Source organism: Actinosynnema sp. NPDC053489 (assembly GCF_044544865.1).
Lineage (GTDB): Bacteria > Actinomycetota > Actinomycetes > Mycobacteriales > Pseudonocardiaceae > Actinosynnema.
Genome location: NZ_JBITXT010000003.1, coordinates 218,555 through 242,375, shown reverse-complemented (window position 1 = coordinate 242,375; position 23,821 = coordinate 218,555). Strand labels below are relative to the sequence as shown.

Genomic DNA, 23,821 nt, shown 5'->3' with positions numbered 1-23,821 from the left:
GTAGGGCCTGGAAGTGAACCCGGTTCACCGTCCGGACGGTCGGTTGCCGGGTTTCGCGCTGTTCAGGGCCTCGGAGCGCGCTGCACGTCCTCGACCAACCCCGCCACGCGACGCCGCCACTCACCACCTGCGCCGTAGCACCAGGCGATCGCGTCGCTGGCCCACAGCATCGGGTCCTCGTGGGGGCGGAAGTGCTCGTAGTCGAGCGCGAAGACCTTCCGCGTCACCGAGGCCAACGTGTGCCGGTCCTCGGCGTCCTGGTGCGCGCAGCTCTCCAGGACCAGCCGCACGGCACCGATGTCGATCAGGTGTCGGCCGGCGGCGGTGAGGCACGCCTGTCGGGCGATGCGATCGTTCGAGTGCTCGTGGAGGAAGACGCGCGCCCGGAGGCGGAGCCCATGGAGCAGGGTGACGATCTCACCGCGCCGGGAGTCGCCCTCCTTCTTGAAGTGCAGCCGTCGCTGACCGGGCTTCACCTTGGCGCGCAGAGCGGATCGGACGGGGTCGAGATCACGGGGTCGGGCGATCACCACGGCGACCAGGTAGGTCGGGCCGCGGCGGGATTCGTCGAGGAAGGCGTGCCACATGGTCGGATGATCCCAAAGGGGCATCCGACTGCTCCTTTCGGCCTAGCCCTCCCGCAGGTGGGGCAGTTGTTGTTCCAGGACCTCCAAGTGCGTGCGGACGCCGTCGAGGGAGGTCGGGTCCAGCAGGCGGAGGGCCACGCGGCCCACCTCGTCCTCGAACGAGGTGAAGTCGCGGACCGCCGCGCTCAGGCGGGCGGTCACCGGGTGGTGCTGCTCGGCGCCCAGGGCGCGGCCCAGGTCGGCCATCCGGCGCACGTCCGGCAGTTCCGCGGCGAACTGGGCGGCGATGCGCTCCAGCCACTCGCGGGCCGGGGAGGCGGGCACGGTGGCGACGGCGGCGGACACCCGGTGCACGGCCAGCTCGCACCGGCCCACCATCGCGGTCCAGCGGTCGTTCGGCGGTGGCGGCGGCAACGGCGGCGGGGGCGGCGGGAGTGCCGGGCGACGGCGGCGGACGGCCCCGACCACCAGGCCGACGAACGTCCCCGGCACGCCTCCCAGGACCACGCCGACCACGCCGGACGCCATCAGGCTCACCACGACCGACGCCTCCGGCTTGTCCGGCGAGGCGGGCAGGGCGATGCCGACCATGATCAGTGCCGTCATCAGCGCCGTGCCGATGAGCAGCCCCCACAGCGCTGCGCGTGCCATGCGGCCCAATCTGCCAGATCAGGCGTCGTAATCCACGGTGACGGCCGGGGTGACGGCCACGGACTGGCACGTCAGCACGAACCCCGCCTCGACCTCGCGCGGCTCCAGCGCGTAGTTGCGGCGCATCTCGACCTCGCCGGACACGACCAGCGCCCGGCACGTCCCGCACACCCCGCCCTTGCACGCGAACGGCAGGTCGGCGCGCACCCGCTGGGCCGCGTCGAGGATCGGCACGCCCGCCGGCAGCGGCACCTCCGTGCTGCGGCCGTCCAGGACCACGGTCGCCACGGCGGACGCCACCGCGACGTCCTCGGCGCGGCGCGGCGGGGGCGGCGGTTCGTCCACGTAGAACAGCTCGTGGTGCACGGACGACGCCGGAACGCCCAGGGACGCCAGCACGTCCTGCGCGTCGCGGACCATCCCGTACGGCCCGCACAGCCACCACTGGTCCACGTCCGCCCACGGCACGACGGAGGAGAACAGCGCCCGCAGCTTGGCCGCGTCCAGCCGCCCGGTGAACAGCTCGACGTCGCGCGGCTCCCGCGACAGCACGTGCACCAGCTGGAACCGGGCCGGGTACCGGTCCTTCAGGTCCGCCAGCTCGTCGGCGAACATCACCGTGTCGGCACGGCGGTTGCCGTACAGCAGCGTCACCCGCGCCCCGTCGGCCAGCGCGGACGCGGCGATCGACAACGCGGGCGTGATGCCCGACCCGGCGACCACCAGCCCGTGGTGCGACCCGCCGGACGGGGTGAAGCCCCCCTGCGGCGGCAGCACCTCCAGCACGTCGCCGCGCTGGAGCCGGTCGACCAGCAGCGTGGAGAACAGCCCGCCGTCCACCCGCCGCACCCCGATCCGCAGCGGACCGCCGGCGGGCGCGCAGATCGAGTACGACCGCCGCTCGTCGCCGTTGCGCAGGGTCAGGTGCTGCCCCGGCGCGAACGCGAACTCGGCGGCCAGCGCGGGCGGCACCTCGAACGTCACCGCGACCGCGTCCGAGCACAGCCGCTCGACCGACGCGACGGTCAGCTTGTGGAACACCGGCCGCGCCATCAGATCTCCTTCACGTGCTCGAACGGCTCGGCGCAGTCGGCGCACCGCCACAACGCCTTGCACGCCGTCGACCCGAACCGCGACACCTCCGAGGTGCGCGGCGACCCGCACCGCGGGCACGGCACCCGCCGCGACGGCGGCGCGAGGTTCAGCGGCACCGGGCCGACCGCCCGCGGCCCGACCCGCGACGGCGGCGCGATGCCCGCCTCCCGCAGCTTGCGCAGGCCGTCCTCGCTGATCCAGTCCGTGGTCCACGCGGGGGACAGCGACAGCCGCACGTCCACCGCCGAGTACCCGGCCGCCAGCAGCTCCCGCCGCAGGTCGGCCGCCATCTCGTCCAGCGCGGGGCACCCCGAGTAGGTGGGCGTGATCGTCACCGACACCCGCCCGCCCTCCTCGGTCACCTCGCGCAGCACGCCGAGGTCGGCCAGCGTCAGCACGGGCAGCTCCGGGTCGCGGACCCGGGCGGCGACGTCCAGCGCGGCGGTCACCACGTCGCCCCGGGCAGCGAGCGGTGCAGGTGCTGCATCTCGGCCAGCAGGTAGCCGAACGCCTCGGTGTGCACGCCGTCGCGCCCGGCCCGGCCGTTGACGCGCGCCGCGGGCACGTCGGCCGGCCGCGGCAGGCCCGCCGCCGCCAGCACGGCGTCCAGCACTTCGTCCACCTCGGGCGCCAGCTCCGCCGGGTCGACGGCGACGCCCGCGAGCCGCAGCTCGACGGCGTGCGGGGTGAACAGCTCGGCCCGCAACGGCCACACCCGCTCCAGCCCGGCCCGCATCCGCCGGTGGGACTCCTCGGTGCCGTCGCCGAGCCGCACGACCCACCGGGCCGCGTGGTCGCGGTGGTAGGCCAGCTCCTTGAGGCCCTTGGCCGCCACCGCCGCGAGCACCGGGTCGGCGCTGCCGCGCAGCCGCGAGTACTGGGCGAGCTTCCACGAGGAGAACAGCAGCAGCCGGGCCATCGTGGTGGCGAAGTCGCCGCCCGCGAACGGGCCGCACTCGACCTCGGCCAGGTGCACGTTGCGGAAGTCGCGCTCGTCGCGCAGGTACGCCAGCGCGTCCTCGTCCCGGCCCGCGCCCTCGACCTCGCCGGCGCGGGTGAGCAGCATCCGCGCCTGGCCGAGCAGGTCGAGCGCGATGTTGGCCAGCGCGACGTCCTCCTCCAGCTCCGGCGCGCGCGAGCACCACTCGGCCAGCCGCTGCGACAGGACCAGCGCGTCGTCGCCCAGCATCAGGCAGTACGCGGTCAGGTCGGCGCGGTCCACGTCGGGCACCTCGCGGTCGACCCCGGCCAGCGGCTCGGCGAAGCCCGTGCCGAACGCCCAGTGGGCGTCCTCGTGGCCGTCGACCAGCGACTCGTAGGCGTTGTCGAAGCTCATAGGTGCGGCACGTCCTCGGGGATCTCGTAGAACGTCGGGTGCCGGTAGACCTTGTCGCCGCTGGGCTCGAAGAACGGGTCCTTCTCGTCGGGCGAGGACGCGGTGATCGCCGCGGCGGGCACCACCCAGATCGAGACGCCCTCGTTGCGCCGGGTGTAGACGTCGCGCGCGTTGCGGACGGCCATCTCGGCGTCCGGCGCGTGCAGCGAGCCGACGTGCACGTGGTTCAACCCGCGCTTGCCGCGCACGAACACTTCCCACAGCGGCCAGGACGAACTCATGCCACACCTTCCCGTGCCGCGTGCTTGGCGGCGTGGGCCGCGGCGGCGGCGCGCACCCACTCGCCGTCCTCGTGCGCCTTGCGCCGGTGCGCGACGCGCTGCGCGTTCGCCGGCCCGTTGCCGCCGACGACCTGCCAGAACTCGTCCCAGTCCGGTTGGCCGAAGTCGTGGTGCCCGCGCTCGGCGTTCCACCGCAGCTCCGGGTCGGGCAGCGTCACGCCGAGCTTGCGCGCCTGCGGCACGGTCATGTCGACGAACTTCTGCCGCAGCTCGTCGTTGGTGTTGCGCTTGATGCGCCACTTCATGGACTGCTCGGTGTTGGCCGACTCCGCGTCCGGCGGGCCGAACATCATCAGCGACGGCCACCACCAGCGGTCCACCGACTCCTGCACCATCGCGCGCTGGGCGTCGGTGCCGGACATCATCGTCAGCAGCAGCTCGTAGCCCTGCCGCTGGTGGAAGGACTCCTCCTTGCAGATGCGGATCATGGCCCGCGCGTACGGCCCGTAGGACGTGCGGCACAGCGGCACCTGGTTGCAGATCGCCGCGCCGTCCACGAGCCAGCCGATGACGCCGACGTCGGCGTAGGACAGCGTCGGGTAGTTGAAGATCGAGGAGTACTTCTGCCTGCCGGAGATGAGGTTCTCGGTCAGCTCGCCCCGGTCCGCGCCCAGCGTCTCGGTCGCGGCGTACAGGTACAGGCCGTGGCCGGCCTCGTCCTGGACCTTGGCCAGCAGGATCGCCTTGCGGCGCAGCGACGGCGCGCGGCTGATCCAGTTGCCCTCGGGCTGCATGCCGATGATCTCGGAGTGGGCGTGCTGCGCGATCTGCCGGATCAGCGTCTTGCGGTAGCCGTCGGGCATCCAGTCACGCGGCTCGACGCGCTGCTCGGCCGCGACGGTGCGCTCGAACCGGTCCTCCAGGTCCATGCCGCCGATGTTACACCTGGAGACCGTTTTTGAGGAGAACTGTCACACCGGTCGGCGGCGGCCCTTCCGGGCGAGCCACCAGGCCGCCGGCGCGAGCACCGCCCACACCGCGAGCAGGAACGTCCCGATCGGCAGCAGCGCGAGCACGGCCGTGCGCCCGGCGACCCGGGCCACCTCGGGATCGGCCGTGTCGTACTCGACGCGCACCAGCTGGCCCGGCTCCAGCCCCTCCGGGTAGAGCAGGCCCTGCGACGGGCTGTGCACCGCGCCGTCGGGGGTGGCGAAGCGCACGACGGTGCGCTGGAAGGAGACCGACACCACCTCGGCGGTCGCCTTGCCCAGGCGGCCCTCGATCATCGAGTCGTCGCGGAAGCACGCCGCGAGCAGGATCACGCCGATCAGCGTCACCACCGCGCCGATCACCACCAACGACCGGCTGACCAGCAGTCGGACCTTCCGGCGGACGCCTGTCCGCACTGCGTCGTCCACCACAACTGAGGAGTCTAGGGCGGCCTCCGCGCCGGATCTCAGCGATGAGTCCATACCCTCGACGCCGTGACCTCAGCTCCTGCCCCGCGGACCCGACAACGGCTGCGCGTGCACACCAGGCGCGTCGCGGGCGACAACCTGCTGTCCAGGCTGCCCGCGCCCACCGGTGCGCTGAGTTGGGTGCGGGGTGGAACGGGCCTGGTCGGCTGGGGCGAGGCGGCCAGGTTCGAGGTGTCGGGCCCGGACCGGTTCGCCGCCGCCGACCGCTGGTGGCGCGAGTTCACCGAGGACCTCGACGTGGACGACGAGCTGGGCGTGCCCGGCACGGGACCGGTCGCGTTCGTCAGCATGGCCTTCGCCGACCGACCCGGCCACTCGGTGCTCGTGGTGCCGGAGGTCGTGATGGGCCGCCGCGACGGGCACGGCTGGCTGACCACCATCGGCGACAGCGGCAAGCGGCGGGTCGAGCCCGTGCGCAAGCCGACCGAGGTGCGCTACAGCGACGGCCAGGTGTCCGTCACCGGCTACCGGGAGGCCGTGCGCACGGCGGTCGAGCGGATGCGCGCGGGCGAGCTGGACAAGGTGGTGCTGGCGCACGACCTGCTGGCGGTCGCCGACGTCGACCTCGACCACCGCTTCGTGCTGGAGGGGCTGGCCCGCCGCTACCCCGAGTGCTGGGTGTACGCGGTGGACGGGCTCATCGGCGCGACACCGGAACTCCTGCTGCGCCGCAGCGGTTCCGTCGTCGACTCGCGCGTGCTCGCCGGCACGACGTGGCCGCACGACGGGATGTCCGACGACGAGCTGGCCGCCGCGCTGCTCAAGTCGGGCAAGAACCGCGACGAGCACGAGTACGCGGTGGCGTCGCTGGTGCAGACGCTGCGGCCGTTCTGCGACACGATGTCCGTGGACGGGCCGTCGGTGCTGCGGCTGCCGAACGTCTCGCACCTGTCCAGCGACGTCGTCGGCACTCTCAGCGGCACCCTCGGCGGCGCCCTCGGCGGCACGCCGTCGCTGCTCGCGCTGGGCGAGGCGCTGCACCCCACCGCGGCCGTCGGCGGCACGCCCCGCGCGGACGCCATCGCGATGATCGGCGAGCTGGAGGGCATGGACCGGGGCCGCTACGCCGGACCGGTCGGCTGGATCGACGGCAACGGCGACGGCGAGCTGGGCATCGCGCTGCGCTGCGCCCGGCTCGACGGCCGCACAGCGCGGCTGTTCGCGGGCTGCGGCCTGGTCGCCGAGTCCGACCCCGACTCCGAGGTCCGCGAGGCCCACGCCAAGATGCTGCCCCTGCGGGAAGCCCTCGAAGGCATGTGACGGGTGGCGGGCCGCCCCCGGCTCACCGGGAGCGGCCCGTCGCGTCAGTGCCCGTGACCTCAGTGCCCGTGGGCCGCGAGCAGCTCGTGGGTCTCCCGGATCTTCTTGAACGACGTCGGCTCGGTCACCGCGGACCGCGCCGCGAACCCGGCCGAACCCGGCGCGGCGGCCGGCTTGGCCGGCGTGAACAGCCACGTCCGGAACAGGTCGTCGAGCTGCTTGCCCGAGACCCGCTCGGCGAACGCGATGAACTCCTCCGTCGTCGCGTTGCCGTAGCGCTTGGCGGTGGGCCACTCGCGCAGCAGCCGGAAGAACGCCTCGTCGCCGATCTCCGCCCGCAGCGCCTGCAGGGTCAGCGCGCCCCGGTCGTACACGGCGCCGTCGAACTGGTTGGCCACGCCCGGGTCACCGGGCAGGACCTGCCAGAACGGGTCGTCGGCCGGGTAGAGCGAGTAGACGTAGTCCGAGTTCTCCTGGACCGTGCCCTCGCCGACATGCTCCGACCACAGCCACTCCGCGTAGCTGGCGAAGCCCTCGTTCAGCCAGATGTCCTTCCAGCCCCGCACCGACACGGAGTCGCCGAACCACTGGTGGGCGTTCTCGTGCGCCACCACGTAGGTGTTCGAGCCGCGGCGGAAGAAGCCGGGGTCGTAGGTGGAGCGGGTCTGGTTCTCCAGCGCGAAGCCGATGCCGGGCGCCACCACGCCGCCCTGCGCCTCGAACGGGTACGGCCCGAAGTTCTCCTCCAGGAACTCCACCACCTCGGGCGTGCGCTCGATGCTGGACACGGCCGCGCCGTAGTCCGCGCCGAGCCGCTCCGAGTAGGCGTTGAGCACCGGTCGGCCGTTCGGCTCGGTCGACTGGCGGATCTCGAACTGGCCGATCGCGATGAACGCCAGGTACGTCGCCTGCGGGCTCAGGCTGCGGTAGCGCCACCGGGTCCAGCCGTTGATCTGCTGGGTCGTGCCGCCGAACGTGCCGTTGGAGATCACCTCGGTGCCGCTGGGCACCGCCACCGACACGTCGAACGTCGCCTTGTCGGTCGGGTGGTTGTTGCTCGGGAACCACCACGGCGCGATGTCGGGCTCGTCGATCGCCAGCGCGCCGTCCGGGGTGCGCTTCCACGACGTGTAGCCGTCCACGGCGTGGGTCGACGGCACGTCGGAGTAGGTGACGACGACGGTCACCTGCGAGCCCTTGCGCAGCGTGCCGCGCGGGTCGACCACGAGCTCGCCGCCGTTCTGCGAGAACGCGGCGACCTTGTTGTCGACCCGGATCGAACTGACCTTCAGCAGGAAGTCGAGGTTGAACCGGCTCAAATCCTGGGTGGTGCGGGCCAGGATCGTCGTGGTGCCGGAAAGCGTGTCGGTGGCCGGCTGGTAGTTGAGCCTGATGTCGTAGTGGGAAACGTCGTACCCGCCGTTGCCCGCATTCGGGTAGTAGGGGTCGCCGATGCCCGGCGCTCCCGGCTGGGCCGCCGCCGCCGTGCCGGCCAGGAGCAGCAGGGACGCCGCGGTGGCGGTGCCGAGGGTCAGTTTCGCTCTCAGGGACATGCGGCGAAGCTAGTCGCGGCCCGGGGTGGGCTGTACCCCCGTCGGTAGGATTTCGACTATTGGAATGCGGTTGACACGGCGGCCTTCATCCGGGCGTGCAGGTCGCGCAATTCGTGGCGTTCCGCCCGGATTTCCACCACCCGCATTCCGCTCGGCCTGCCCAGCGCCCGGCGGAACTCCTCCGGGGTCCTCACCTCGGTGTGCGGCACGTGGTGCGCGGCGCACAGCGCGCCCAGGTCGACCCCGTGCGGGGTGCCGAACACGCGCTCGAAGGTCCGCTCGTGCTCCTTCGCGCCCTGCTCCAGCAGCGCGAAGATGCCGCCGCCGTCGTCGTTCAGCACGACCACGGTCAGGTCCGGCCGCGGCTCGCCCGGACCGATCAGCAGGCCGTTGGAGTCGTGCAGGAACGTCAGGTCGCCGATCAGCGCGTAGGTCGGGCCCCGGGTGAGCGCGATGCCCGCGGCGGTGGAGACGCTGCCGTCGATGCCCGCCACGCCCCGGTTGGCGAAGGTGCGGACGTCGTGGCGCGGCGCGGCCACCAGGTCGACGTCGCGGACCGGGTTGGACGAGCCCAGGAACAGGTTCGCGCCCGGCGGCAGCGCGGCCACCAGGTCGCGGGCCACGTGCAGGCCGGTCGGCCAGGGCTGCCGGGCCAGCAGGTCGTCCACCACGTCGGCGACCGCCTTGTCCGCGTGCTGCCAGGCGGTGAGCCAGTCGTCGTCCACGTCGTGCTCGCCGAGCACCAGGTCGGTGGACGCGTGCGTGGCGGTGAACCGCGGGTCCGGCCAGTCCGGTTCGTCGGACAGCACGTGCACCACCGGGGTCCGGGCGATGAGCCCCAGCACCCCGCGCGAGAGCGTGGCGCGGCCGACCACCACCACGGCCCGGGGCACCAGGTGCTCGGGCAGCCCGCCCGCGTTGAGCAGCAGCGCGCCGTGCCGCAGGCCGTACCCGGTCGGTTCGGCGATCACCGGCCACCCGGCGCGTTCGGCCAGGTCGGACACGTCGCGGTCGGTGTCGCCGACGATCACGAGCGTGCGCGGGCCCAGGTGGTCGGCGACGTGCGTCGAGGTGGTGGTGCGGCGGGCCGCGCGCGTCCACGGCACGTCGAACGGGCGGCCCTCCAGGCTCTCCGGCCAGTCGTCGTCGGCATCGGGCACGAGCGGCTCGCGGAACGGGACGTTCACGTGCACCGGGCCCTGCTCGCGGGCCGCGGCCACGGCCCGGCACACCAGGGAGCGCCACAGGCCGTTCTGGTCGGCACGGCGTTCGGCGACGGGGAACTGGAGGGTGTCGATGCCGAAGATCCGCTGCTGGTCCACGGTCTGGCTGGCGCCCGTGCGGTACAGCTCGACCGGGCGGTCGGCGGTGAGCGCGACGAGCCCGACGCCCGCGTGCCGGGCCTCCAGCACGGCCGGGTGCAGGTTCGCCACGGCCGTGCCGGACGTGCAGGTGACGGCGGTGACCCCACCGCCGCCCCGGGCCAGGCCGAGGGCCAGGAAGCCCGCCGAGCGCTCGTCCACGCGGACGTGCAGGGTGAGGCGTCCGGCCGCGGCGGCCTCGTGCAGGGCGAACGACAGCGGGGCGTTGCGCGACCCCGGGCTGAGCACGACGTGCCGGACGTCGTTGCGGATCAGCTCGTCGACGAGCACCCTGGCCTGCGCGGTGGACGGGTTCACCCCGCCATTGTCGCTCAGGCCGCGACCAGGTGATTCCCGACGCCGGGCCGGACCGGGCCGGTGCGCGGGCCTATTGTCCCTGCCGTGGCAGACGAGGACGTTTCCGAGCTGTTCGACCCCACCCGCTGGAAGCGGGTCGAGGGGTTCGACTTCACCGACATCACCTACCACCGCGCGGTCGACCAGGGCACGGTGCGCATCGCGTTCCACCGGCCCGAGGTGCGCAACGCGTTCCGCCCGCACACCGTGGACGAGCTGTACCGGGCGCTGGACCACGCCCGGATGAGCTCGGACGTCGGCTGCGTCCTGCTCACCGGCAACGGCCCGTCGCCGCGCGACGGCGGCTGGGCGTTCTGCTCCGGCGGCGACCAGCGCATCCGCGGCCGCAGCGGCTACCAGTACGCGTCGGGTGAGACGGCGGAGACCATCGACCCGGCGCGCGCGGGCCGGCTGCACATCCTGGAGTGCCAGCGCCTGATCCGGTTCATGCCGAAGGTCGTCATCGCGGTGGTGCCGGGCTGGGCGGCGGGCGGCGGCCACAGCCTGCACGTCGTGTGCGACCTCACGCTGGCCAGCGCCGAGCACGCGCGGTTCAAGCAGACCGACGCCGACGTCGGCAGCTTCGACGGCGGCTACGGCTCGGCGTACCTGGCCCGGCAGGTCGGCCAGAAGTTCGCCCGCGAGATCTTCTTCCTGGGCCGCGCCTACAGCGCCGAGGACATGCACCGGATGGGCGCGGTGAACGCGGTCGTGCCGCACGCCGAGCTGGAGTCGACGGCGCTGGAGTGGGCCCGGGAGATCAACGGCAAGTCGCCGACCGCCCAGCGGATGCTGAAGTACGCGTTCAACCTGATCGACGACGGCCTGGTCGGCCAGCAGCTCTTCGCGGGCGAGACCACGCGGCTGGCGTACATGACCGACGAGGCGGTGGAGGGCCGGGACGCCTTCCTGGAGAAGCGCGCGCCGGACTGGTCCGACTACCCCTACCACTACTGATGGTCACCTTCGACGCGCTGCGCGACGCCCTGGCCGGCCGGGGCGGGTTGGTGGTGGCCGGGTCCGGCGACGTGCCGCCCCTGCGGGGCTGGGAGACCCGGGCCGTGCTCGCGGTCACGACGTCGGGCTCCACGGGCGAGCCGAAGGAGGTGCTGCTCGGCGCGGACGCGCTCACCGCGTCGGCCGAGCTGACCCACGACCGCCTCGGCGGCCCCGGCACGTGGCTGCTCGCCCTGCCGACCACGCACATCGCCGGCATCCAGGTGCTGGTGCGGTCCGTCGTGGCGGGCACGCGGCCGGGCGCGATGGACCTCGCGCCGGGGTTCCGGGCCGCCGACTTCGCCGTCGCGGCCCGTCCCGTGCTGGCCACGCCGGGCCGGCACTACACCGCGCTCGTCCCCACGCAGCTGGCCCGCCTGGTGGCCACCGAGGGCCCCGGGCTGGCGGCGGTGCGGCAGTTCGACGGCGTGCTGATCGGTGGTGCGGCCACCCCGCCGTCCCTGCTGGAGCGCTCGCGCGACCTCGGGGTGCGGGTGGTGACCACCTACGGCATGAGCGAGACGTCCGGTGGCTGCGTCTACGACGGCCTGCCGCTCGACGGCGTGCGGGTGCGGCTGACCGGGGGGCGGATCGAGCTGGGCGGGCCGGTGCTGGCGCTGGGCTACCGGGGAGGCGAGCCGTTCGGCGACTGGTTCCGCACCGACGACCTCGGGCGCGTCCGGCCCGACGGCACGCTGGACGTGCTCGGCCGGGCCGACGACGTGATCATCAGCGGTGGCGAGAACATCGCGCCGAGCCGGGTCGAGCGGGTGCTGGCGGCCCAGCCGGGCGTGCGGGAGGCGTGCGTCGTGGGGCTGGCCGACCCCGAGTGGGGTCAAGTGGTGGCGGCGGCCGTGGTGCCGGAAGATCCCGGTGACCCGCCCGACGCGGAGCGGTTGTGCGCGGCGGTCGGCGAGGCGGTGGGGCGGTTCGCCATGCCGAAGCGGGTCGCTTTCGTGACGGAACTGCCGCTGCGCGGACCGGGCAAGGTGGATCGGAAGGCGGTCGTTGGCTCGTTTGGGTGAGTTTCTGTCGTGTTAGCGATGTTGTTGGTTGACAGATAACCACACCAGGCGATTGGCTCGGCACCGCCGAGACGCGCGACCCTGCCTGCGGTCACCTCCGCACCGCGCGTCCGGACGAGGAGTGCTGCGATGACCAGGCGCTACCTGATACCGCTCGCCGTCGCCACCGTCCTGACCGCCGGCCTGGCCGCCCCCGCCGCGGCCGCCGGCGACGTCGGGTGGCGAGCCGACCTGTCCACCGTGGACGCCGATGACAACGGCGTGACCACCCAGGGCGGCGCGGTGCGGCTCGACCGCGCCGCGCCCACGCCCGCCAGCGCGCGGGCGGCCCTGCGCACCGGCTTCCTGCAGCTGGCACCGCGCAGGCTCGACGCGCCGGTGAACGCCGTCGCCGCCACCGTGCGGAGCAGCGTGCCCGCCGGCGCGGAGGTCGCCGTCGACGTGCGCGGCGCGGTCGGCGACGAGCAGTGGACCGAGTGGGTCGAGGCCCGGCCCGACGCGCCCGCCGTGCTGCCGACCGCGGTGACGACCGTGCAGGTGCGGCTCGCGCTGACGGCCGAGAAGGCGTCGCCCGAGGTGAGCCGGCTCGACCTGCGCGCGTTCACCACGACGACCGCGTCCGGTGTCGTCGCGCAGGCCGCGGGCCTGTCCTACCGGGTCTACGCCACCCGGGAGGGCCTGGTCGGCGGCACGACCGCGAACGGCCACGTGATCGTCAGCCGGGACCACTTCGTGGCCCTGCCGTCGCGGCGCGGCCTGTCCGACAAGGGCACCGGCACCTACAGCGTGCGGGTGTGCGCGTCCAACGGCCGCTGCGAGTGGGCCCCGGTGTGGGATGTCGGCCCGTGGAACACCAAGGACGACTACTGGAACCCGTCGTCGACCCGGGAGATGTGGAAGGACCTGCCGCAGGGCAAGCCCGAGGCGCAGGCCGCCTACGAGAACGGCTACAACGGCGGCAAGGACCAGTTCGGCCGTGCCGTGGCCAACCCCGCGGGCATCGACCTGGCCGACGGCACGTTCTGGGACGGCCTCAAGCTGACCGACAACTCGTGGGTCACCGTCACCTACCAGTGGACGGGCTCCGGCCCGGCCGGCTTCATCCGCACCTCCAGCGACCCGCTGAACGTGCGCAGCTCCGCCTCCTCGACCGCCTCGCAGGTCGGCCTGGCCGCCAACTACGCGCAGGTGCGGGTCGAGTGCCAGGTCACCGGCCAGTCGGTGACGGGCACCCAGGGCACGTCGAGCATCTGGTACCGGATCGCGTCGGGCAAGTTCGTCGCGAAGGCCTACGTGTCGGGCGTCTCGGGCGCGACCGCCTGCTGATCGGGCTGCCACCCGGGAGCGGGTCCCCGTTCACCATGTCGGAGGATGTCCGGCATGGCCACAGTCGCCCAGTGGGTATCGGGGACCCGCCCCCGCACGCTGCCGAACTCGATCGCGCCGGTGCTGGTCGGCGCGGGAGCCGCGCACCACATCGACGGCTTCTCCGCGCTGTGGGCGGCCCTGGCCCTCGTGGTCTCGGTGGCGTTGCAGGTCGGCGTGAACTACGCCAACGACTACTCCGACGGCATCCGGGGGACCGACGCCGACCGCGTGGGGCCGTTCCGGCTGGTCGGCTCGGGTGCGGCGAACCCGAAGGCGGTGCGCGCGGCGGCGTTCGCGGCGCTGGGCGTGGCCGCGGTGGCGGGCCTGGCGCTGGTCGTGCTGTCGGGCCGGTACTGGATGGTGGCGTTCGGGGCGGTCTGCATCGCCGCCGCGTGGTTCTACACCGGCGGTCGCAAGCCGTACGGCTACGCGGGCCTGGGCGAACTGGCCGTCTTCGTGTTCTTCGGCCCCGCCGCCGTGCTGGGCACGCTCTACGTGCTGACGGGTGAGGTGACGGGCATCGGCATCGGCGGCGCGGTGGCCATGGGGGCGTTCTCCACGGGCGTGATGATCGCGAACAGCCTGCGCGACATCCCCACCGACCTGCGGGCGGGCAAGCGGACCCTGGCCTCCACCCTGGGCGACCGCGACTCCCGCCGCCTCTACCTGGCCCTGGTGACCATCCCGTTCGTGATCACCCTCGCGATCGGCCTGCGCGTCCCGCCGGCCCTGCTCGCGTTCCTGGCCCTGCCCCTGGCCGTCCTCGGCGCGCGCCGCGTCCTGAGGGGCAGCAAGGGCCGCGACCTGATCCCCGTCCTGCGCGACACGGGCCTGGCCATGCTGGTCTGGGGGATCACCACCCCCCTCGCCCTCGTCCTCGCCTGACCCGAACCCCACGCCCGAACGTCGAACCCACCACTGCCGGACGTAGGACTCTCACGGCCCGAACGTAGGACTCTCGCGCTCTGAACGTAGGACTCTCGCGGCCTGAACGTAGGACTCTCGGGTCCTGGGCGTTCGACACACGGGTCACCAGGCGTCTTCGGTGAAGGTGATCGGTTCGTCCTCGTCGCGCGGCGTCGGCTTCGGTGGCTCCGCGCGGGGCTCCTCGCCCCGGCACAGGGCCGCCAGCGCCTCCCGGTCCGCCTCCAGCGCCGCCCTCACGCCCCGGTCGTCGGCGGCCTCGCCCATCAGCACCTGCCGCCAGCTCAGGTACCCCCCGGCGATCCGCCGCTGCAACGCCCGCAGCTCCGGCGACGCCTCGTTCGACTTGGCGTACCGCATCACCCGCCGCACGTCGTCGGCCGACGGCTCCCGCGCCGGGTACCGCAGCTTCGCCGCCTCGCGCATCGCCTTGTCGGCATCGGCGACGGACCTGGCCAGCACGTCCTCCGCCGTGAGCACCTCAGCCGTCCGCCACGCGGTCACCGCACACCCCTTCCCACGCGCCGATCCACGCTGGGACGCACCGGACCCGCGACCCGTTCCACCGAAGAGGGGCGAACCGCGAGGAGCCGGTCACCGACCCCACACGCCGGTCGAGCGGAACTTCGCCAGCGTCGCCAGGTGCGGCTCCAGGTCCAAGCCCTGCCCGGTCACCCACTCGTCGTCGTAGTAGGTGTTGGCGTACCGCTCGCCGCCGTCGCACAGCAGCGTCACGACGCTGCCGCGCAGCCGCGACGCCCGCATCTCCGCGATCAGCTGGAACGCGCCCCACAGGTTCGTGCCGGTCGACCCGCCGACCCGCCGCCCGAGCACCTCCTCGACGTGCCGGATCGTCGCGATCGACGCCGCGTCCGGCACCTTGACCATCCGGTCGATCACGTCGCCGATGAACGACGGCTCGACCCGCGGCCTGCCGATGCCCTCGATGAGCGAGCCGCGCGTCCCGGTCAGCGACCCGTCCCGCTCGCGCCAGGCGTCGAAGAACACCGAGTGCTCGGGGTCCACCACGGCCAGCCGGGTGCGCAGCCTGCGGTAGTGGATGTAGCGGCCGATGGTGGCGCTCGTGCCGCCCGTGCCCGCGCCCACCACGACCCACTCCGGCTCCGGCGCGGACTCCAGCGCCATCTGCTGGAACACCGACTCGGCGATGTTGTTGTTGCCGCGCCAGTCGGTCGCGCGCTCGGCGTGGGTGAACTGGTCCATGAAGTGCCCGTCCAGCTCGGCCGCGAGCCGCCGCGACTCGTCGTAGATCGCGGCCGGCTCGTCCACGAAGTGGCACTGCCCGCCCTGCCGCTCGATCAGCGCGACCTTCTCCCGGCTGGTCGACCGGGGCATCACGGCGATGAACGGCAGCCCGAGCAGCCGGGCGAAGTACGCCTCGGAGACGGCCGTCGAGCCGGACGACGCCTCGATCACGGGCGTGCCGCCGACGACCCAGCCGTTGCAGATCGCGTACAGGAACAGCGAGCGCGCGAGCCGGTGCTTGAGCGAGCCGGTGGGGTGGGTCGACTCGTCCTTGAGGTACAGGTCGATGCCCCACTCCGGTGGGAGGGGGAAGTGCAGCAGGTGCGTGTCGGCGCTGCGGTTGGCGTCCGCCTCGATGATGCGGACGGCCTCGCACACCCACTCCCTGGTCCGGGAGCTGCAACGGTCTACCGAAGAGGTCACGGCGGCACGATAACTTCTGCGACGTGAACTCACTTCCGACCGGTTCCGCCCGCGGCTGCCTCCTGGCCGGCGCGGTCGGCGACGCGCTCGGCGGTTCGATCGAGTTCGACCGGATCGACCGCATCCGGGGCCGGTTCGGGCCCTCGGGCCTGACCGACTACGCGCCCGCCTACGGCAGGCTCGGCGCGATCACCGACGACACCCAGATGACCCTGTTCACGCTGGAGGGCCTGCTGCTGGCCCGCCGCCGCGGCAGCGACCCGGTGCACGAGGTGCGCGTGGCCTACGGGCGGTGGCTGCGCACGCAGGGCGGTCCGGAGGTCAGGCACGACGGGTGGCTGTTGGACGTGCCCGAGCTGCACGACCGGCGCGCGCCCGGCACCACGTGCCTGACCGCGCTGCGCTCGGGCGTGCTCGGCACCGTCGACTCCCCGATCAACGACTCCAAGGGCTGCGGCGCGGTGATGCGGGCCGCCCCGGTGGCGTTGTGGTCCGACGACGTGCGGGAGGTGTTCGAGCTGGCCGTCGCGACCGGGGCGCTGACCCACGGGCACCCCAGCGGCTACCTGTCGGCGGGCGTGCTGGCCGTGCTGGTGCAGCAGGTGCTGGCGGGCGCGCCGCTGCGGTCCGCGATCGAGGTGGCCCGCGCCGAGCTGGTCCGGTGGGCGGGCCACGAGGAGCAGGTGGCCCTGCTCGACCTCGCCGTGGAGCTGGGCGCGGGCGGGGTGCGGCCGACGCCCGAGGTGATCGAGACGGCGCTGGGCGGCGGCTGGGTCGGCGAGGAGGCGCTGGCGATCGCGGTGCTGACCGCGCTGGCCGCGCGCGACCTGGCCGACGGGCTGCTGCTCGCGGTCAACCACTCCGGGGACAGCGACTCGACCGGCGCGCTGTGCGGGAACCTGCTCGGCGCGCGGGACGGGGTCGGGGCGATCCCGGAGCACTGGCTGGCGTCGTTGGAGCTGCGGGACGTGGTCGATCGCCTGGTCGACGACGCGGAGGCGGTCTTCGCGCGCCGACCGGGCCGCTAGGCGGCGTCGCCGCGCAGCTGGGCGCGCAGCTTCTCGCGCTCGGCCCGGCGCGCGGCCTGCTTCTCCTCCAGGCCCTGCGCCACCCGCTTGCGCAGCCCGCCGAACACGAACAGCGACAGCGGCAGCGCCACCACCACGCCCACGGCGAGGGCGACCAGCAGCGGCACGTTCAGCAGCACGAGCAGCGCGGTGACCGCGGCGACCATGCCCAGGCGAGCGCCGATGTAGAGCGTCACATCACGACCGAGGTGCACGGTCAACCAGGTTACGCGTCGTCGGCGGGGCCGGCCGCCGCGGTGTTCGGGCGGCCCTCGAACCGGGTGGACAGCACGACCGTGGTGCGCGTGCGCGCGACGCCCTGGATGCGCCGCAGCCTGCCCAGCGAGCGCTCCAGGTCGTCCACCGTGGCGACCCGCACCTTCACGATGAACGACTCGTCGCCCGCCACCCGGTAGCACGACTCGACCTCGACCAGCCCGGCCAGCGCCACGGCCAGCTCGTCGTCGTCCGCGGTGTCGGTGGGGTGGATGCTGACCAGCGCGGTCACGCCGAGGCCGACGGCGCTCGGGTCCACGACCGCGTGGTAGCCGACGATCACGCCCGTGGCTTCGAGCTTGCCGACCCGCTCGTGCACGGCGGAGGCGGAGAGGCCGACCTTGCGACCCAGGTCGGCGTAGGTGGCCCGGCCGTTCTCGCGCAGGGCGGCGATGATCTGGCGATCAAGAGCGTCCACCGGGCACAGCGTAGGCCCACGGCCCCGGACGGCCGAACCTCACGGATGTCCGAACCGCGCGCTTCGTCCCTTACTACCTCTTTACCATCACCCAAGCGTTCGAGTACCCGATGGGTGTGGTGCCACGATGCGTCCGGTACGTCTGTTCGCCAGCGGGGAGGATGCCGTGACCGTGATGACGCAGGGACACCAGGGGGAGCGCCTGCTCACACCGGGCGAGGTCGCGAACCTGTTCCGGGTCGACCCGAAGACCGTCACCCGTTGGGCCACGGCGGGCCGCATCGGCTCGATCCGCACGCCCGGCGGCCACCGCCGGTTCCGCGAGTCCGAGGTCCAGCAGCTGCTCTCCCAGCTGACCACGGAGGCCACGGAGCCCGTCCGGCACTGATGACGCGCACCTCCGGGACACGGGTAATCTCGTGGCAAAGGAGGTGGCGACCATGCTCTACCTGCTCGCGGTGATCGGTGCGCTCACCATCGCCGTGCTGCTGTGGCGTGCGTTCGGACCGGACCGGGTCGATACCGCCCCCAGTCGTCGTTTCGTGGCGCCGGACGACGACCCCGACTTCCTGCGCAAGCTCGGCGAGCAGCGCCGGAAGAAGCCGGACGACGACGAGTGACGACGAGGGGACCTCGGGTGGAGGCCCCCTCGCCGTGACCGGTGGTCCGGGTCAGTTGTTCGGGAAGTCGTCGGCCACGGTCGCGGCCAGCTCCAGCAGTGCGAGGCGGGTGTCCGGGGCGAGCTTGTCCAGCTCGATCTCCGCGCCCTCCTCCAGGTGGCTGTCGAACGGGATGCGCACGACGGCGCGGCAGCGCTGGGCGAAGTGCGCGGCCAGCTTGTCCAGGTCGACCTTGCCCGAGCCCGGCCGCACCGAGTTGATCACCGCGACGGACTTGGCCACCAGGTCGCGGTAGCCGTGGGCGTCGAGCCAGTCCAGCGTCGCCGCCGAGGTCTGCGCGCCGTCCACCGAGCCGGACGAGACGAGCACCAGCGAGTCCGCCTGGTCGAGCACGCCCTTCATGGCCGAGTGCATCAGGCCGGTGCCGCAGTCGGTCAGCACGATGTTGTAGAACAGCTCCAGCAGCGAGACCGTGCGCAGGTAGTCCTGGTCGCTGAACGCCTCCGACACCGCCGGGTCCTGCTCGGACGCGAGCACCTCCAGCCGGCTGGGCGACTGCGAGGTGTACGCGCGCACGTCGCTGTACCGCGTGATCTTGGAGGCGTCCCGCAGCAGGTGCCGGACGGTCGCCGTGGTCTCCCGCGGGACCTTCAGCGCGAGCGTGCCGCGGTCGGGGTTGGCGTCCACCGCGATGACCCGGTCGCCGCGCAGCGAGGAGAACGTCGAGCCGAGCGTGGTGGTCGTCGTGGTCTTGCCGACGCCGCCCTTGAGGCTCAGCATCGCGATCTTGTAGCAGCCGCGCAGCGGCTGGTTGATGCGGGCGATCAGCTCGCGCCTGCGGAGGTCCGCGGGGCTCTCGCCGAGGTTGACCAGGCCGCCGGTGACCGTGTGCAGGGTCTTGCGCCAGCCCGACTGCGGCGGGCGCTTGGCCCGCTTGATGAGCTGCTGCGAGGTGACGTCGCCCGCGGTGGCGCGCTGGGCCTGCTGCGCCGGCTGGGGCTGGATGCTCTGCGGGAAGTTGTTGGGGAAACCGCCCTGGTACTGGTGGGGTCCCGACTGGCCGGGGCCGGGGTACGGGCCGGACTGGCCGCCCGGCACCTGGTACGGGCCCGACTGGCCGCCCGGGACCTGGTACGGACCCGACTGACCGCTCGGCACCTGATACGCGCCCGACTGACCGCCCGGCACCTGATACGCGCCCGACTGACCACCCGAGACCTGGTAGGCACCCGACTGACCACCCGGCACCTGGTAGGCACCGGACTGACCACCCGGCACCGGGTACGCGCCCGACTGACCACCGGGGACCTGGTACGCGCCCGACTGACCGGGCACGGGGTGCGGACCCGACTGCTGGCCCGGCACCGGGTACGGCCCGGACTGCGCCGGGAACCCGCCCGACGGCGGGCCCGTCACCGGACCGGACGCCGCCGGGTCCAGGTACACGGTCTGCGGCTCGACGTAGTGGGCTCCCGATCCCGGCTCGACCTGGTGGCCGCCCGACTGGTTCGGGTTGGGGTGCTGCCCGTCCGCGCCGGTCGGCTGCTGCCACGACGGCTCGGGATTCTCGTAGCGACCGGTCACCGCTGGGGTCCTCCCTGAGCGAAGCGGATCGAGACCTCCCCGACCCCACCCGTCCGACGGTAGTCGGCGATCAGTGGTTCCACGACACTGGGTGCGCGCTCACCCGGCCGTGCCGGAACGGGCCGCGCGCCCGCGCGGCACCGGTCCGCGCCGATCACCCGACGCCGGCGTAGGAGTGCAACCCGCTCTTGACGAGGTTGATGAAGAACAGGTTGAACACGGTCAGCGCGAAGCCGAGCGTGTTGATCCACGCGGCGGGCCTGCCGCGCCACCCGGCCGTCGCCCGCGCATGCAGGTAGGCCGCGAAGACGACCCACGACACGAACGCCACCGTCTCCTTGGGGTCCCAGCCCCAGAACCGGCCCCACGCGGCCTCGGCCCAGATCGCGCCGCAGATGATGCCGACGGTGAACAGCGGGAACGCGAACACCGTGCTGCGGTAGGCGAGCCGGTCGAGCAGGTCGGCGTCGGGCAGCTTGGCGAACCGCGCGCGACCCGAGGTCTTCAGCAGGTACAGCACGCTGGCCACGCCGGGCACCAGCAGCACGCCGCTGGACACCGAGATCACCGAGACGTGCACCACGAGCCAGTACGACTGCAGCGCGGGCTGCACCGGCGCGGCGTCGGCGTAGAGGACCGTGCCGCCGAGGAACATCAGGATGACGACCGGCACGAGCACGAAGCCGCCGAGCCTGCGCACGTCGAACGCGCGCGACAGCACGAGCCACGTCACGACCGCGGCGAACGTGAGCAGCGAGCCGTACTCGTACATGTTGCCCCACGGCGCGCGCTCGGTCGCCAACCCGCGCAGCACCAGGGAGGCGGCGTGCAGCAGCACGCCGAGGACGGCGAGCGCGGCGCCCATGCGGCCGAGGCGCTCGGCGCGCGAGCGCTCGGGCTTGTCGACGCGGCCGGGCGTCCACGTGCCGTCGGCCCGGGTGCCGCCGGCCGCGACGGCGCCCGCCAGTTCCCGCGCCTTCGCGGGCCGGGCGAACGCGGCCTCGCACAGGTACAGCACGGCGGCGAGGAAGTAGACCGCCACGGCCGCGCCGTAGGTCCAGTCGCTGTAGGTCGCCAAGGCCGTGTTGACCGGCATCAGACCTCCTCCTTCTCTGCGAGCGGGTCGCGGGAGGGGAGCAGGTCACGGGCCAGCGCCGTGAACTCCTCGCCGTACCCCGCCTGATCGGTGCGGGCGAGGCCGCCGACCTCGACCACCGTACGCCCGTCGTCCCCCGGCGTCGCCCGCACCCACACGCGGCGGCGCTTGATGCTCAGCGAGACGCCCAGGCCCAGGATGACCAGCACCGAGAACACCAGCACCCACACCTGCGTGGGGTCGTGCGAGATCTGGAGCGAGACCCAGTCGCGGACGCCGTCGAAGCGGATGGTGGTGCCGTCGTCCAGGGTCAGCCGCTCGCCCTGCCGCAGGTTCTGCCGGGCGACCTTGAGCAGCTTGCCGTCCTGCACCATCTTCTGGTCGATGGAGAAGATGGACTGGCCGCGGCCGGAGTCGTTGCCCAGGTCGCCGCGGTAGACGTCGACCGCCACGGCCGGGTCGTTCGCGGCGGGGAACGCCGAGTCGAGCAGCTCGCCCCGGAAGACGGCGGTGGGCGCGAGCAGGCCGGTGATCGCGAGCTGGCCCTTGCGGCGCTGCTCGGCGTCCGGCACGTTCGGCGGGTCGAACTTGGTCGCGCCCTCGGAGGCCAGCGTGACCTGGTTGACCGGCCGCCACTGGGTCGCGCCGGTGCGCGTCTCGCCGTTGGGGAAGGTGACGGTGAACAGCGGCGTGTAGCCGTGGCCGAGGAGGTAGACGCGGTCGCCTGCGGTGCGCAGCGGGCTGTTGACCCGCAGCGGGTAGGGCCGCCAGGACCCGGTCTCCAGGTCCGCGCCGGACTGGTACCGGATGGCCGCGTCGAAGCTCTCGGCCTGGCCGTTGTGCAGGTAGGTGGCGTCGAAGCCGTCGACCTGCACGCAGAACGGGCTGAGGTCCGTGCCGTCGACGCGCAGGCCGGGCCGGAAGCTGTCGTAGTTGTAGACGCCGGAGTTGCAGAACTGGCCGCCGTCGGCCTGCACGATGACCTGGCCCTCGTAGCCGAACATCTTGCCCAGGGCGAAGGCGACCAGCAGGCCGAGCAGGGAGAAGTGGAAGACGAGGTTGCCGGTCTCGCGCAGGAACCCGCGCTCGGCGCTGATCGTGCGCGCGCCGCCCGGCTCGTCCCGGGTGACCGCGCGCCAGCCCTTGAGCCGCTGTCGCGCCCGCTCGACCACCGCCTCGGGGGTCGCGGTGGTCTCGCTCGCCGCGTGGTGCGGCATCCGGGCCAGGTTGCGCGGGGTGAGCACCGGCTTGGCGCGCATCTGCTTGAAGTACTCCCAGGTGCGCGGGAGCAGGCAGCCCACCAGGGACACGAACAGCAGCACGTAGATCGCGGAGAACCAGGCGCTGGCGTAGACGTCGAAGAACTGCAGCCGGTCCAGGAACCGGCCCCACCAGCCGTTGTCGGCGATGTACTCGTCGACCTTCGCCGCGTTCAGCGAGCGCTGGGGCAGCAGCGCGCCCGGCATCGCGCCGAGGGCCAGCAGGAACAGCAGGGTCAGCGCGGTGCGCATGGCCGTGAGGCCGCGCCACGTGTTGCGCAGGAAGGCGAGGGCGGCGCGCACTACAACGGCAGTTTCAGGTCGTTGACGACGGCGTCGCGCAGCCAGCCGACGAACTCGCCCCACAGGCCGGTGACCAGGGCGACGCCGACGGCCATGAGCAGCACGCCGCCGAAGACCTGCACCTGGCGGACGTGCGAGCGCAGCCAGCCGGTCGTCCGGACCGCCCAGCGCGCGCCGAGCGCGATGAGGATGAACGGCAGGCCGAGCCCGAGGCAGTAGGCCAGGACGAGGACCGCGCCCCGGGCGGTGACCGAGCCGATCTCGGTGCTGCGGGCCAGCGCCATCACGCCCATCAGCGTCGGGCCCAGGCACGGGGTCCAGCCCAGCGCGAACACCCCGCCGAGCAGGGGCGCGCCGAGCAGGCCGGCGCGCGGGGTGCGGTGCACGCGCACGTCGCGCTGGAGGGCGGGGACCAGCCCGATGAACACCAGGCCCATGGCGATCGTGATGACGCCGCCGACGCGCTGGAGCAGGTCGCCCCGGAACCAGAACAGGTCGGTCAGGCCGAGCACCACGAACGAGGTCAGGGCGAACACGACCGTGAAGCCGAGGACGAAGAGCAGCGCCGCGCCGGCGACCCGCCAGCGACCGGTCTTCACCGCCTCGCCGTCGTCGACCGCGGGCGCCTCCGCGCCCACCAGGCCCGCGAGGTAGGCGAGGTAGCCGGGCACCAGCGGCACCACGCACGGCGAGGCGAAGGAGATCGCCCCGGCCAGCACCGCCACCCCGGTCGCGAGCAGGATCGGGCCGGAGGTGGCCAGATCGGTCGGGTTCACGGGTTCAGGGTAGGTATCACCCACTTGACGCCGTGCACCGGCATCCCTTATGGGCGACCCACGTCACAGTGTCGGGTTGTTCCTGCTCGCCGAACGGTGGTCGAGAGGGCCCTGACGCTGCCTGTTACCCGGTTCGGGGACTGTCCAAACCCGACGATCAACCCTTGTGGGTTAGCGCCCAACTCCATAGCGTGACTATACGAACGCTCACCGGCTCGCCCCGCCCGCGCCGGCGGTGGTCCTCGCGGTCGTCGCCGCTCCCCTGCCCGGCGACGCTGCGGGGCCACCGACCCGGCGTCGAACGGGTCGGGGTGTTCTTCCCGGACGGCGGTGTGGTCGGCGCGTTCGAGGGCGCCCGGTACCACCGCGCCGGCCGGGAACCCGATCCCGCGCACCCCGGCCGCGAGTAGTCCCCGTCGGCCGGGACGCGGTGGTCGCCGCGGTCCGCGCCGCGGTCCCGG

At 73.1% G+C, this 23,821-nt stretch carries 27 protein-coding genes; 9 read left to right on the top strand and 18 right to left on the bottom strand.

The genetic code is table 11. The annotated features are described in order from the left end of the window. Positions 1-62 precede the first annotated feature (62 nt). Genes ACIGNX_RS07850 through ACIGNX_RS07815 form a run of 8 tightly spaced genes read right to left on the bottom strand, consistent with a single transcriptional unit; the run spans position 63 to position 5,356 of the window. A complete protein-coding gene (locus ACIGNX_RS07850) occupies positions 63-587 on the bottom strand; it encodes a hypothetical protein (protein ID WP_396537503.1) in 525 nt (174 codons plus the stop codon). Between the two features lie 42 nt (positions 588-629). Continuing rightward, positions 630-1,238 carry a hypothetical protein gene (locus ACIGNX_RS07845; protein WP_396537501.1) on the bottom strand — a complete coding sequence of 203 codons (609 nt, stop codon included), beginning with the start codon at positions 1,236-1,238 and terminating at the stop codon, positions 630-632. Positions 1,239-1,256: 18 nt separating this feature from the next. Next, entirely contained in the window at positions 1,257-2,291 is a 1,035-nt protein-coding gene (gene paaE / locus ACIGNX_RS07840) for a 1,2-phenylacetyl-CoA epoxidase subunit PaaE (RefSeq protein ID WP_396537499.1), read from the bottom strand. After that, entirely contained in the window at positions 2,291-2,782 is a 492-nt protein-coding gene (gene paaD / locus ACIGNX_RS07835) for a 1,2-phenylacetyl-CoA epoxidase subunit PaaD (RefSeq protein WP_396537496.1), read from the bottom strand. Before paaD ends, paaE begins: the two co-directional genes overlap by 1 nt. Beyond that, a complete protein-coding gene (gene paaC, locus ACIGNX_RS07830; protein WP_396537494.1) occupies positions 2,779-3,669 on the bottom strand; it encodes a 1,2-phenylacetyl-CoA epoxidase subunit PaaC in 891 nt (296 codons plus the stop codon). Before paaC ends, paaD begins: the two co-directional genes overlap by 4 nt. Further along, positions 3,666-3,950 (bottom strand): 1,2-phenylacetyl-CoA epoxidase subunit PaaB, encoded by a 285-nt coding sequence (gene paaB / locus ACIGNX_RS07825; RefSeq protein WP_106616896.1) that lies wholly within the window; start codon positions 3,948-3,950, stop codon positions 3,666-3,668. The genes paaC and paaB overlap by 4 nt, the downstream gene beginning before the upstream one ends. Continuing rightward, positions 3,947-4,879, bottom strand: a complete 933-nt coding sequence (paaA, locus tag ACIGNX_RS07820; protein ID WP_396537491.1) for a 1,2-phenylacetyl-CoA epoxidase subunit PaaA — start codon at positions 4,877-4,879, stop codon at positions 3,947-3,949. Before paaA ends, paaB begins: the two co-directional genes overlap by 4 nt. 42 nt (positions 4,880-4,921) lie before the next feature. Continuing rightward, positions 4,922-5,356 carry a DUF3592 domain-containing protein gene (locus ACIGNX_RS07815; RefSeq protein ID WP_396537489.1) on the bottom strand — a complete coding sequence of 145 codons (435 nt, stop codon included), beginning with the start codon at positions 5,354-5,356 and terminating at the stop codon, positions 4,922-4,924. A gap of 78 nt (positions 5,357-5,434) precedes the next feature. Between ACIGNX_RS07815 and ACIGNX_RS07810 the strand changes: the two genes are divergently transcribed. Beyond that, positions 5,435-6,688, top strand: coding sequence for an isochorismate synthase MenF (locus ACIGNX_RS07810; protein ID WP_396537487.1), 1,254 nt, complete (start codon positions 5,435-5,437; stop codon positions 6,686-6,688). A gap of 59 nt (positions 6,689-6,747) precedes the next feature. Here the strand turns inward: ACIGNX_RS07810 and ACIGNX_RS07805 are convergent, their stop codons facing one another. Both ACIGNX_RS07805 and menD read right to left on the bottom strand, forming a co-directional pair. Continuing rightward, a complete protein-coding gene (locus ACIGNX_RS07805) occupies positions 6,748-8,241 on the bottom strand; it encodes a M1 family metallopeptidase (protein ID WP_396537485.1) in 1,494 nt (497 codons plus the stop codon). Positions 8,242-8,297: 56 nt separating this feature from the next. Next, complete coding sequence (gene menD / locus ACIGNX_RS07800; RefSeq protein ID WP_396537483.1) at positions 8,298-9,920, bottom strand: 2-succinyl-5-enolpyruvyl-6-hydroxy-3-cyclohexene-1-carboxylic-acid synthase; 1,623 nt, start codon at positions 9,918-9,920, stop codon at positions 8,298-8,300. 84 nt (positions 9,921-10,004) lie between these two features. On the opposite strand from menD, the gene ACIGNX_RS07795 reads away from it, so the two are divergent. The 4 genes from ACIGNX_RS07795 to ACIGNX_RS07780 all read left to right on the top strand — a co-directional run bounded on the left by ACIGNX_RS07795 (position 10,005) and on the right by ACIGNX_RS07780 (position 14,233). Continuing rightward, entirely contained in the window at positions 10,005-10,916 is a 912-nt protein-coding gene (locus ACIGNX_RS07795) for a 1,4-dihydroxy-2-naphthoyl-CoA synthase (RefSeq protein ID WP_396537481.1), read from the top strand. After that, on the top strand, positions 10,916-11,980 hold the full coding sequence (gene menE / locus ACIGNX_RS07790) for an o-succinylbenzoate--CoA ligase (protein ID WP_396537479.1): 1,065 nt from the start codon (positions 10,916-10,918) through the stop codon (positions 11,978-11,980). Before ACIGNX_RS07795 ends, menE begins: the two co-directional genes overlap by 1 nt. Positions 11,981-12,109: 129 nt before the next feature. Next, positions 12,110-13,306, top strand: a complete 1,197-nt coding sequence (locus ACIGNX_RS07785) for a hypothetical protein (RefSeq protein WP_396537477.1) — start codon at positions 12,110-12,112, stop codon at positions 13,304-13,306. A 54-nt stretch (positions 13,307-13,360) separates the two neighbouring features. Then, positions 13,361-14,233 (top strand): 1,4-dihydroxy-2-naphthoate polyprenyltransferase, encoded by an 873-nt coding sequence (locus tag ACIGNX_RS07780; RefSeq protein ID WP_396537475.1) that lies wholly within the window; start codon positions 13,361-13,363, stop codon positions 14,231-14,233. A 144-nt stretch (positions 14,234-14,377) separates the two neighbouring features. Here ACIGNX_RS07780 and ACIGNX_RS07775 read toward each other — a convergent pair whose 3' ends face one another. Both ACIGNX_RS07775 and ACIGNX_RS07770 read right to left on the bottom strand, forming a co-directional pair. After that, the gene (locus ACIGNX_RS07775) at positions 14,378-14,776 is read right to left on the bottom strand and encodes a hypothetical protein (RefSeq protein WP_396537473.1); all 399 of its coding nucleotides are present in this window, start codon (positions 14,774-14,776) and stop codon (positions 14,378-14,380) included. A gap of 90 nt (positions 14,777-14,866) precedes the next feature. Then, entirely contained in the window at positions 14,867-15,961 is a 1,095-nt protein-coding gene (locus tag ACIGNX_RS07770; protein ID WP_396537471.1) for a PLP-dependent cysteine synthase family protein, read from the bottom strand. A 23-nt stretch (positions 15,962-15,984) separates the two neighbouring features. Between ACIGNX_RS07770 and ACIGNX_RS07765 the strand changes: the two genes are divergently transcribed. Further along, positions 15,985-16,989: an ADP-ribosylglycohydrolase family protein gene (locus ACIGNX_RS07765; RefSeq protein WP_396537469.1), complete on the top strand. Its 1,005-nt coding sequence runs from the start codon at positions 15,985-15,987 to the stop codon at positions 16,987-16,989. Here the strand turns inward: ACIGNX_RS07765 and ACIGNX_RS07760 are convergent. Both ACIGNX_RS07760 and ACIGNX_RS07755 read right to left on the bottom strand, forming a co-directional pair. Further along, a complete protein-coding gene (locus ACIGNX_RS07760) occupies positions 16,986-17,249 on the bottom strand; it encodes a DUF4229 domain-containing protein (RefSeq protein WP_396537467.1) in 264 nt (87 codons plus the stop codon). The two genes, ACIGNX_RS07765 and ACIGNX_RS07760, sit on opposite strands and share 4 nt — an antisense overlap. A gap of 5 nt (positions 17,250-17,254) precedes the next feature. Next, positions 17,255-17,722, bottom strand: a complete 468-nt coding sequence (locus tag ACIGNX_RS07755; protein WP_396537465.1) for an Lrp/AsnC family transcriptional regulator — start codon at positions 17,720-17,722, stop codon at positions 17,255-17,257. Positions 17,723-17,897: 175 nt separating this feature from the next. On the opposite strand from ACIGNX_RS07755, the gene ACIGNX_RS07750 reads away from it, so the two are divergent. After that, positions 17,898-18,110, top strand: a complete 213-nt coding sequence (locus ACIGNX_RS07750; protein ID WP_033428769.1) for a BldC family transcriptional regulator — start codon at positions 17,898-17,900, stop codon at positions 18,108-18,110. 52 nt (positions 18,111-18,162) lie between these two features. Next, on the top strand, positions 18,163-18,342 hold the full coding sequence (locus tag ACIGNX_RS07745; protein WP_396537462.1) for a hypothetical protein: 180 nt from the start codon (positions 18,163-18,165) through the stop codon (positions 18,340-18,342). 51 nt (positions 18,343-18,393) lie between these two features. Here the strand turns inward: ACIGNX_RS07745 and ACIGNX_RS07740 are convergent, their stop codons facing one another. The 4 genes from ACIGNX_RS07740 to ACIGNX_RS07725 all read right to left on the bottom strand — a co-directional run bounded on the left by ACIGNX_RS07740 (position 18,394) and on the right by ACIGNX_RS07725 (position 23,360). After that, positions 18,394-19,926, bottom strand: a complete 1,533-nt coding sequence (locus ACIGNX_RS07740; RefSeq protein WP_396537460.1) for an AAA family ATPase — start codon at positions 19,924-19,926, stop codon at positions 18,394-18,396. Positions 19,927-20,080: 154 nt separating this feature from the next. Then, positions 20,081-21,022 (bottom strand): c-type cytochrome biogenesis protein CcsB, encoded by a 942-nt coding sequence (ccsB, locus tag ACIGNX_RS07735; protein ID WP_396537458.1) that lies wholly within the window; start codon positions 21,020-21,022, stop codon positions 20,081-20,083. Then, positions 21,022-22,584 carry a cytochrome c biogenesis protein ResB gene (locus tag ACIGNX_RS07730; protein WP_396537456.1) on the bottom strand — a complete coding sequence of 521 codons (1,563 nt, stop codon included), beginning with the start codon at positions 22,582-22,584 and terminating at the stop codon, positions 21,022-21,024. The genes ccsB and ACIGNX_RS07730 overlap by 1 nt, the downstream gene beginning before the upstream one ends. Next, on the bottom strand, positions 22,584-23,360 hold the full coding sequence (locus tag ACIGNX_RS07725) for a cytochrome c biogenesis CcdA family protein (RefSeq protein ID WP_396537455.1): 777 nt from the start codon (positions 23,358-23,360) through the stop codon (positions 22,584-22,586). Before ACIGNX_RS07725 ends, ACIGNX_RS07730 begins: the two co-directional genes overlap by 1 nt. Positions 23,361-23,551: 191 nt before the next feature. Here ACIGNX_RS07725 and ACIGNX_RS07720 point away from each other — a divergent pair, with 191 nt between their 5' ends. After that, the gene (locus tag ACIGNX_RS07720) at positions 23,552-23,770 is read left to right on the top strand and encodes a hypothetical protein (protein WP_396537453.1); all 219 of its coding nucleotides are present in this window, start codon (positions 23,552-23,554) and stop codon (positions 23,768-23,770) included. Positions 23,771-23,821: the final 51 nt, after the last annotated feature.

What these genes read in the sequence shown, in the direction of transcription:
- paaA (WP_396537491.1), bottom strand. Translation starts at nt 4,879, where the DNA reads ATGGACCTGGAGGACCGGTTCGAGCGCACCGTCGCGGCCGAGCAGCGC.
- ACIGNX_RS07750 (WP_033428769.1), top strand. Translation starts at nt 17,898, where the DNA reads ATGACGCAGGGACACCAGGGGGAGCGCCTGCTCACACCGGGCGAGGTC.
- ACIGNX_RS07805 (WP_396537485.1), bottom strand. Translation starts at nt 8,241, where the DNA reads ATGTCCCTGAGAGCGAAACTGACCCTCGGCACCGCCACCGCGGCGTCC.
- ACIGNX_RS07785 (WP_396537477.1), top strand. Translation starts at nt 12,110, where the DNA reads ATGACCAGGCGCTACCTGATACCGCTCGCCGTCGCCACCGTCCTGACC.
- ACIGNX_RS07780 (WP_396537475.1), top strand. Translation starts at nt 13,361, where the DNA reads ATGGCCACAGTCGCCCAGTGGGTATCGGGGACCCGCCCCCGCACGCTG.
- ccsB (WP_396537458.1), bottom strand. Translation starts at nt 21,022, where the DNA reads ATGCCGGTCAACACGGCCTTGGCGACCTACAGCGACTGGACCTACGGC.
- ACIGNX_RS07845 (WP_396537501.1), bottom strand. Translation starts at nt 1,238, where the DNA reads ATGGCACGCGCAGCGCTGTGGGGGCTGCTCATCGGCACGGCGCTGATG.
- paaC (WP_396537494.1), bottom strand. Translation starts at nt 3,669, where the DNA reads ATGAGCTTCGACAACGCCTACGAGTCGCTGGTCGACGGCCACGAGGAC.
- ACIGNX_RS07745 (WP_396537462.1), top strand. Translation starts at nt 18,163, where the DNA reads ATGCTCTACCTGCTCGCGGTGATCGGTGCGCTCACCATCGCCGTGCTG.
- paaB (WP_106616896.1), bottom strand. Translation starts at nt 3,950, where the DNA reads ATGAGTTCGTCCTGGCCGCTGTGGGAAGTGTTCGTGCGCGGCAAGCGC.
- paaE (WP_396537499.1), bottom strand. Translation starts at nt 2,291, where the DNA reads ATGGCGCGGCCGGTGTTCCACAAGCTGACCGTCGCGTCGGTCGAGCGG.
- menE (WP_396537479.1), top strand. Translation starts at nt 10,916, where the DNA reads ATGGTCACCTTCGACGCGCTGCGCGACGCCCTGGCCGGCCGGGGCGGG.
- ACIGNX_RS07850 (WP_396537503.1), bottom strand. Translation starts at nt 587, where the DNA reads ATGTGGCACGCCTTCCTCGACGAATCCCGCCGCGGCCCGACCTACCTG.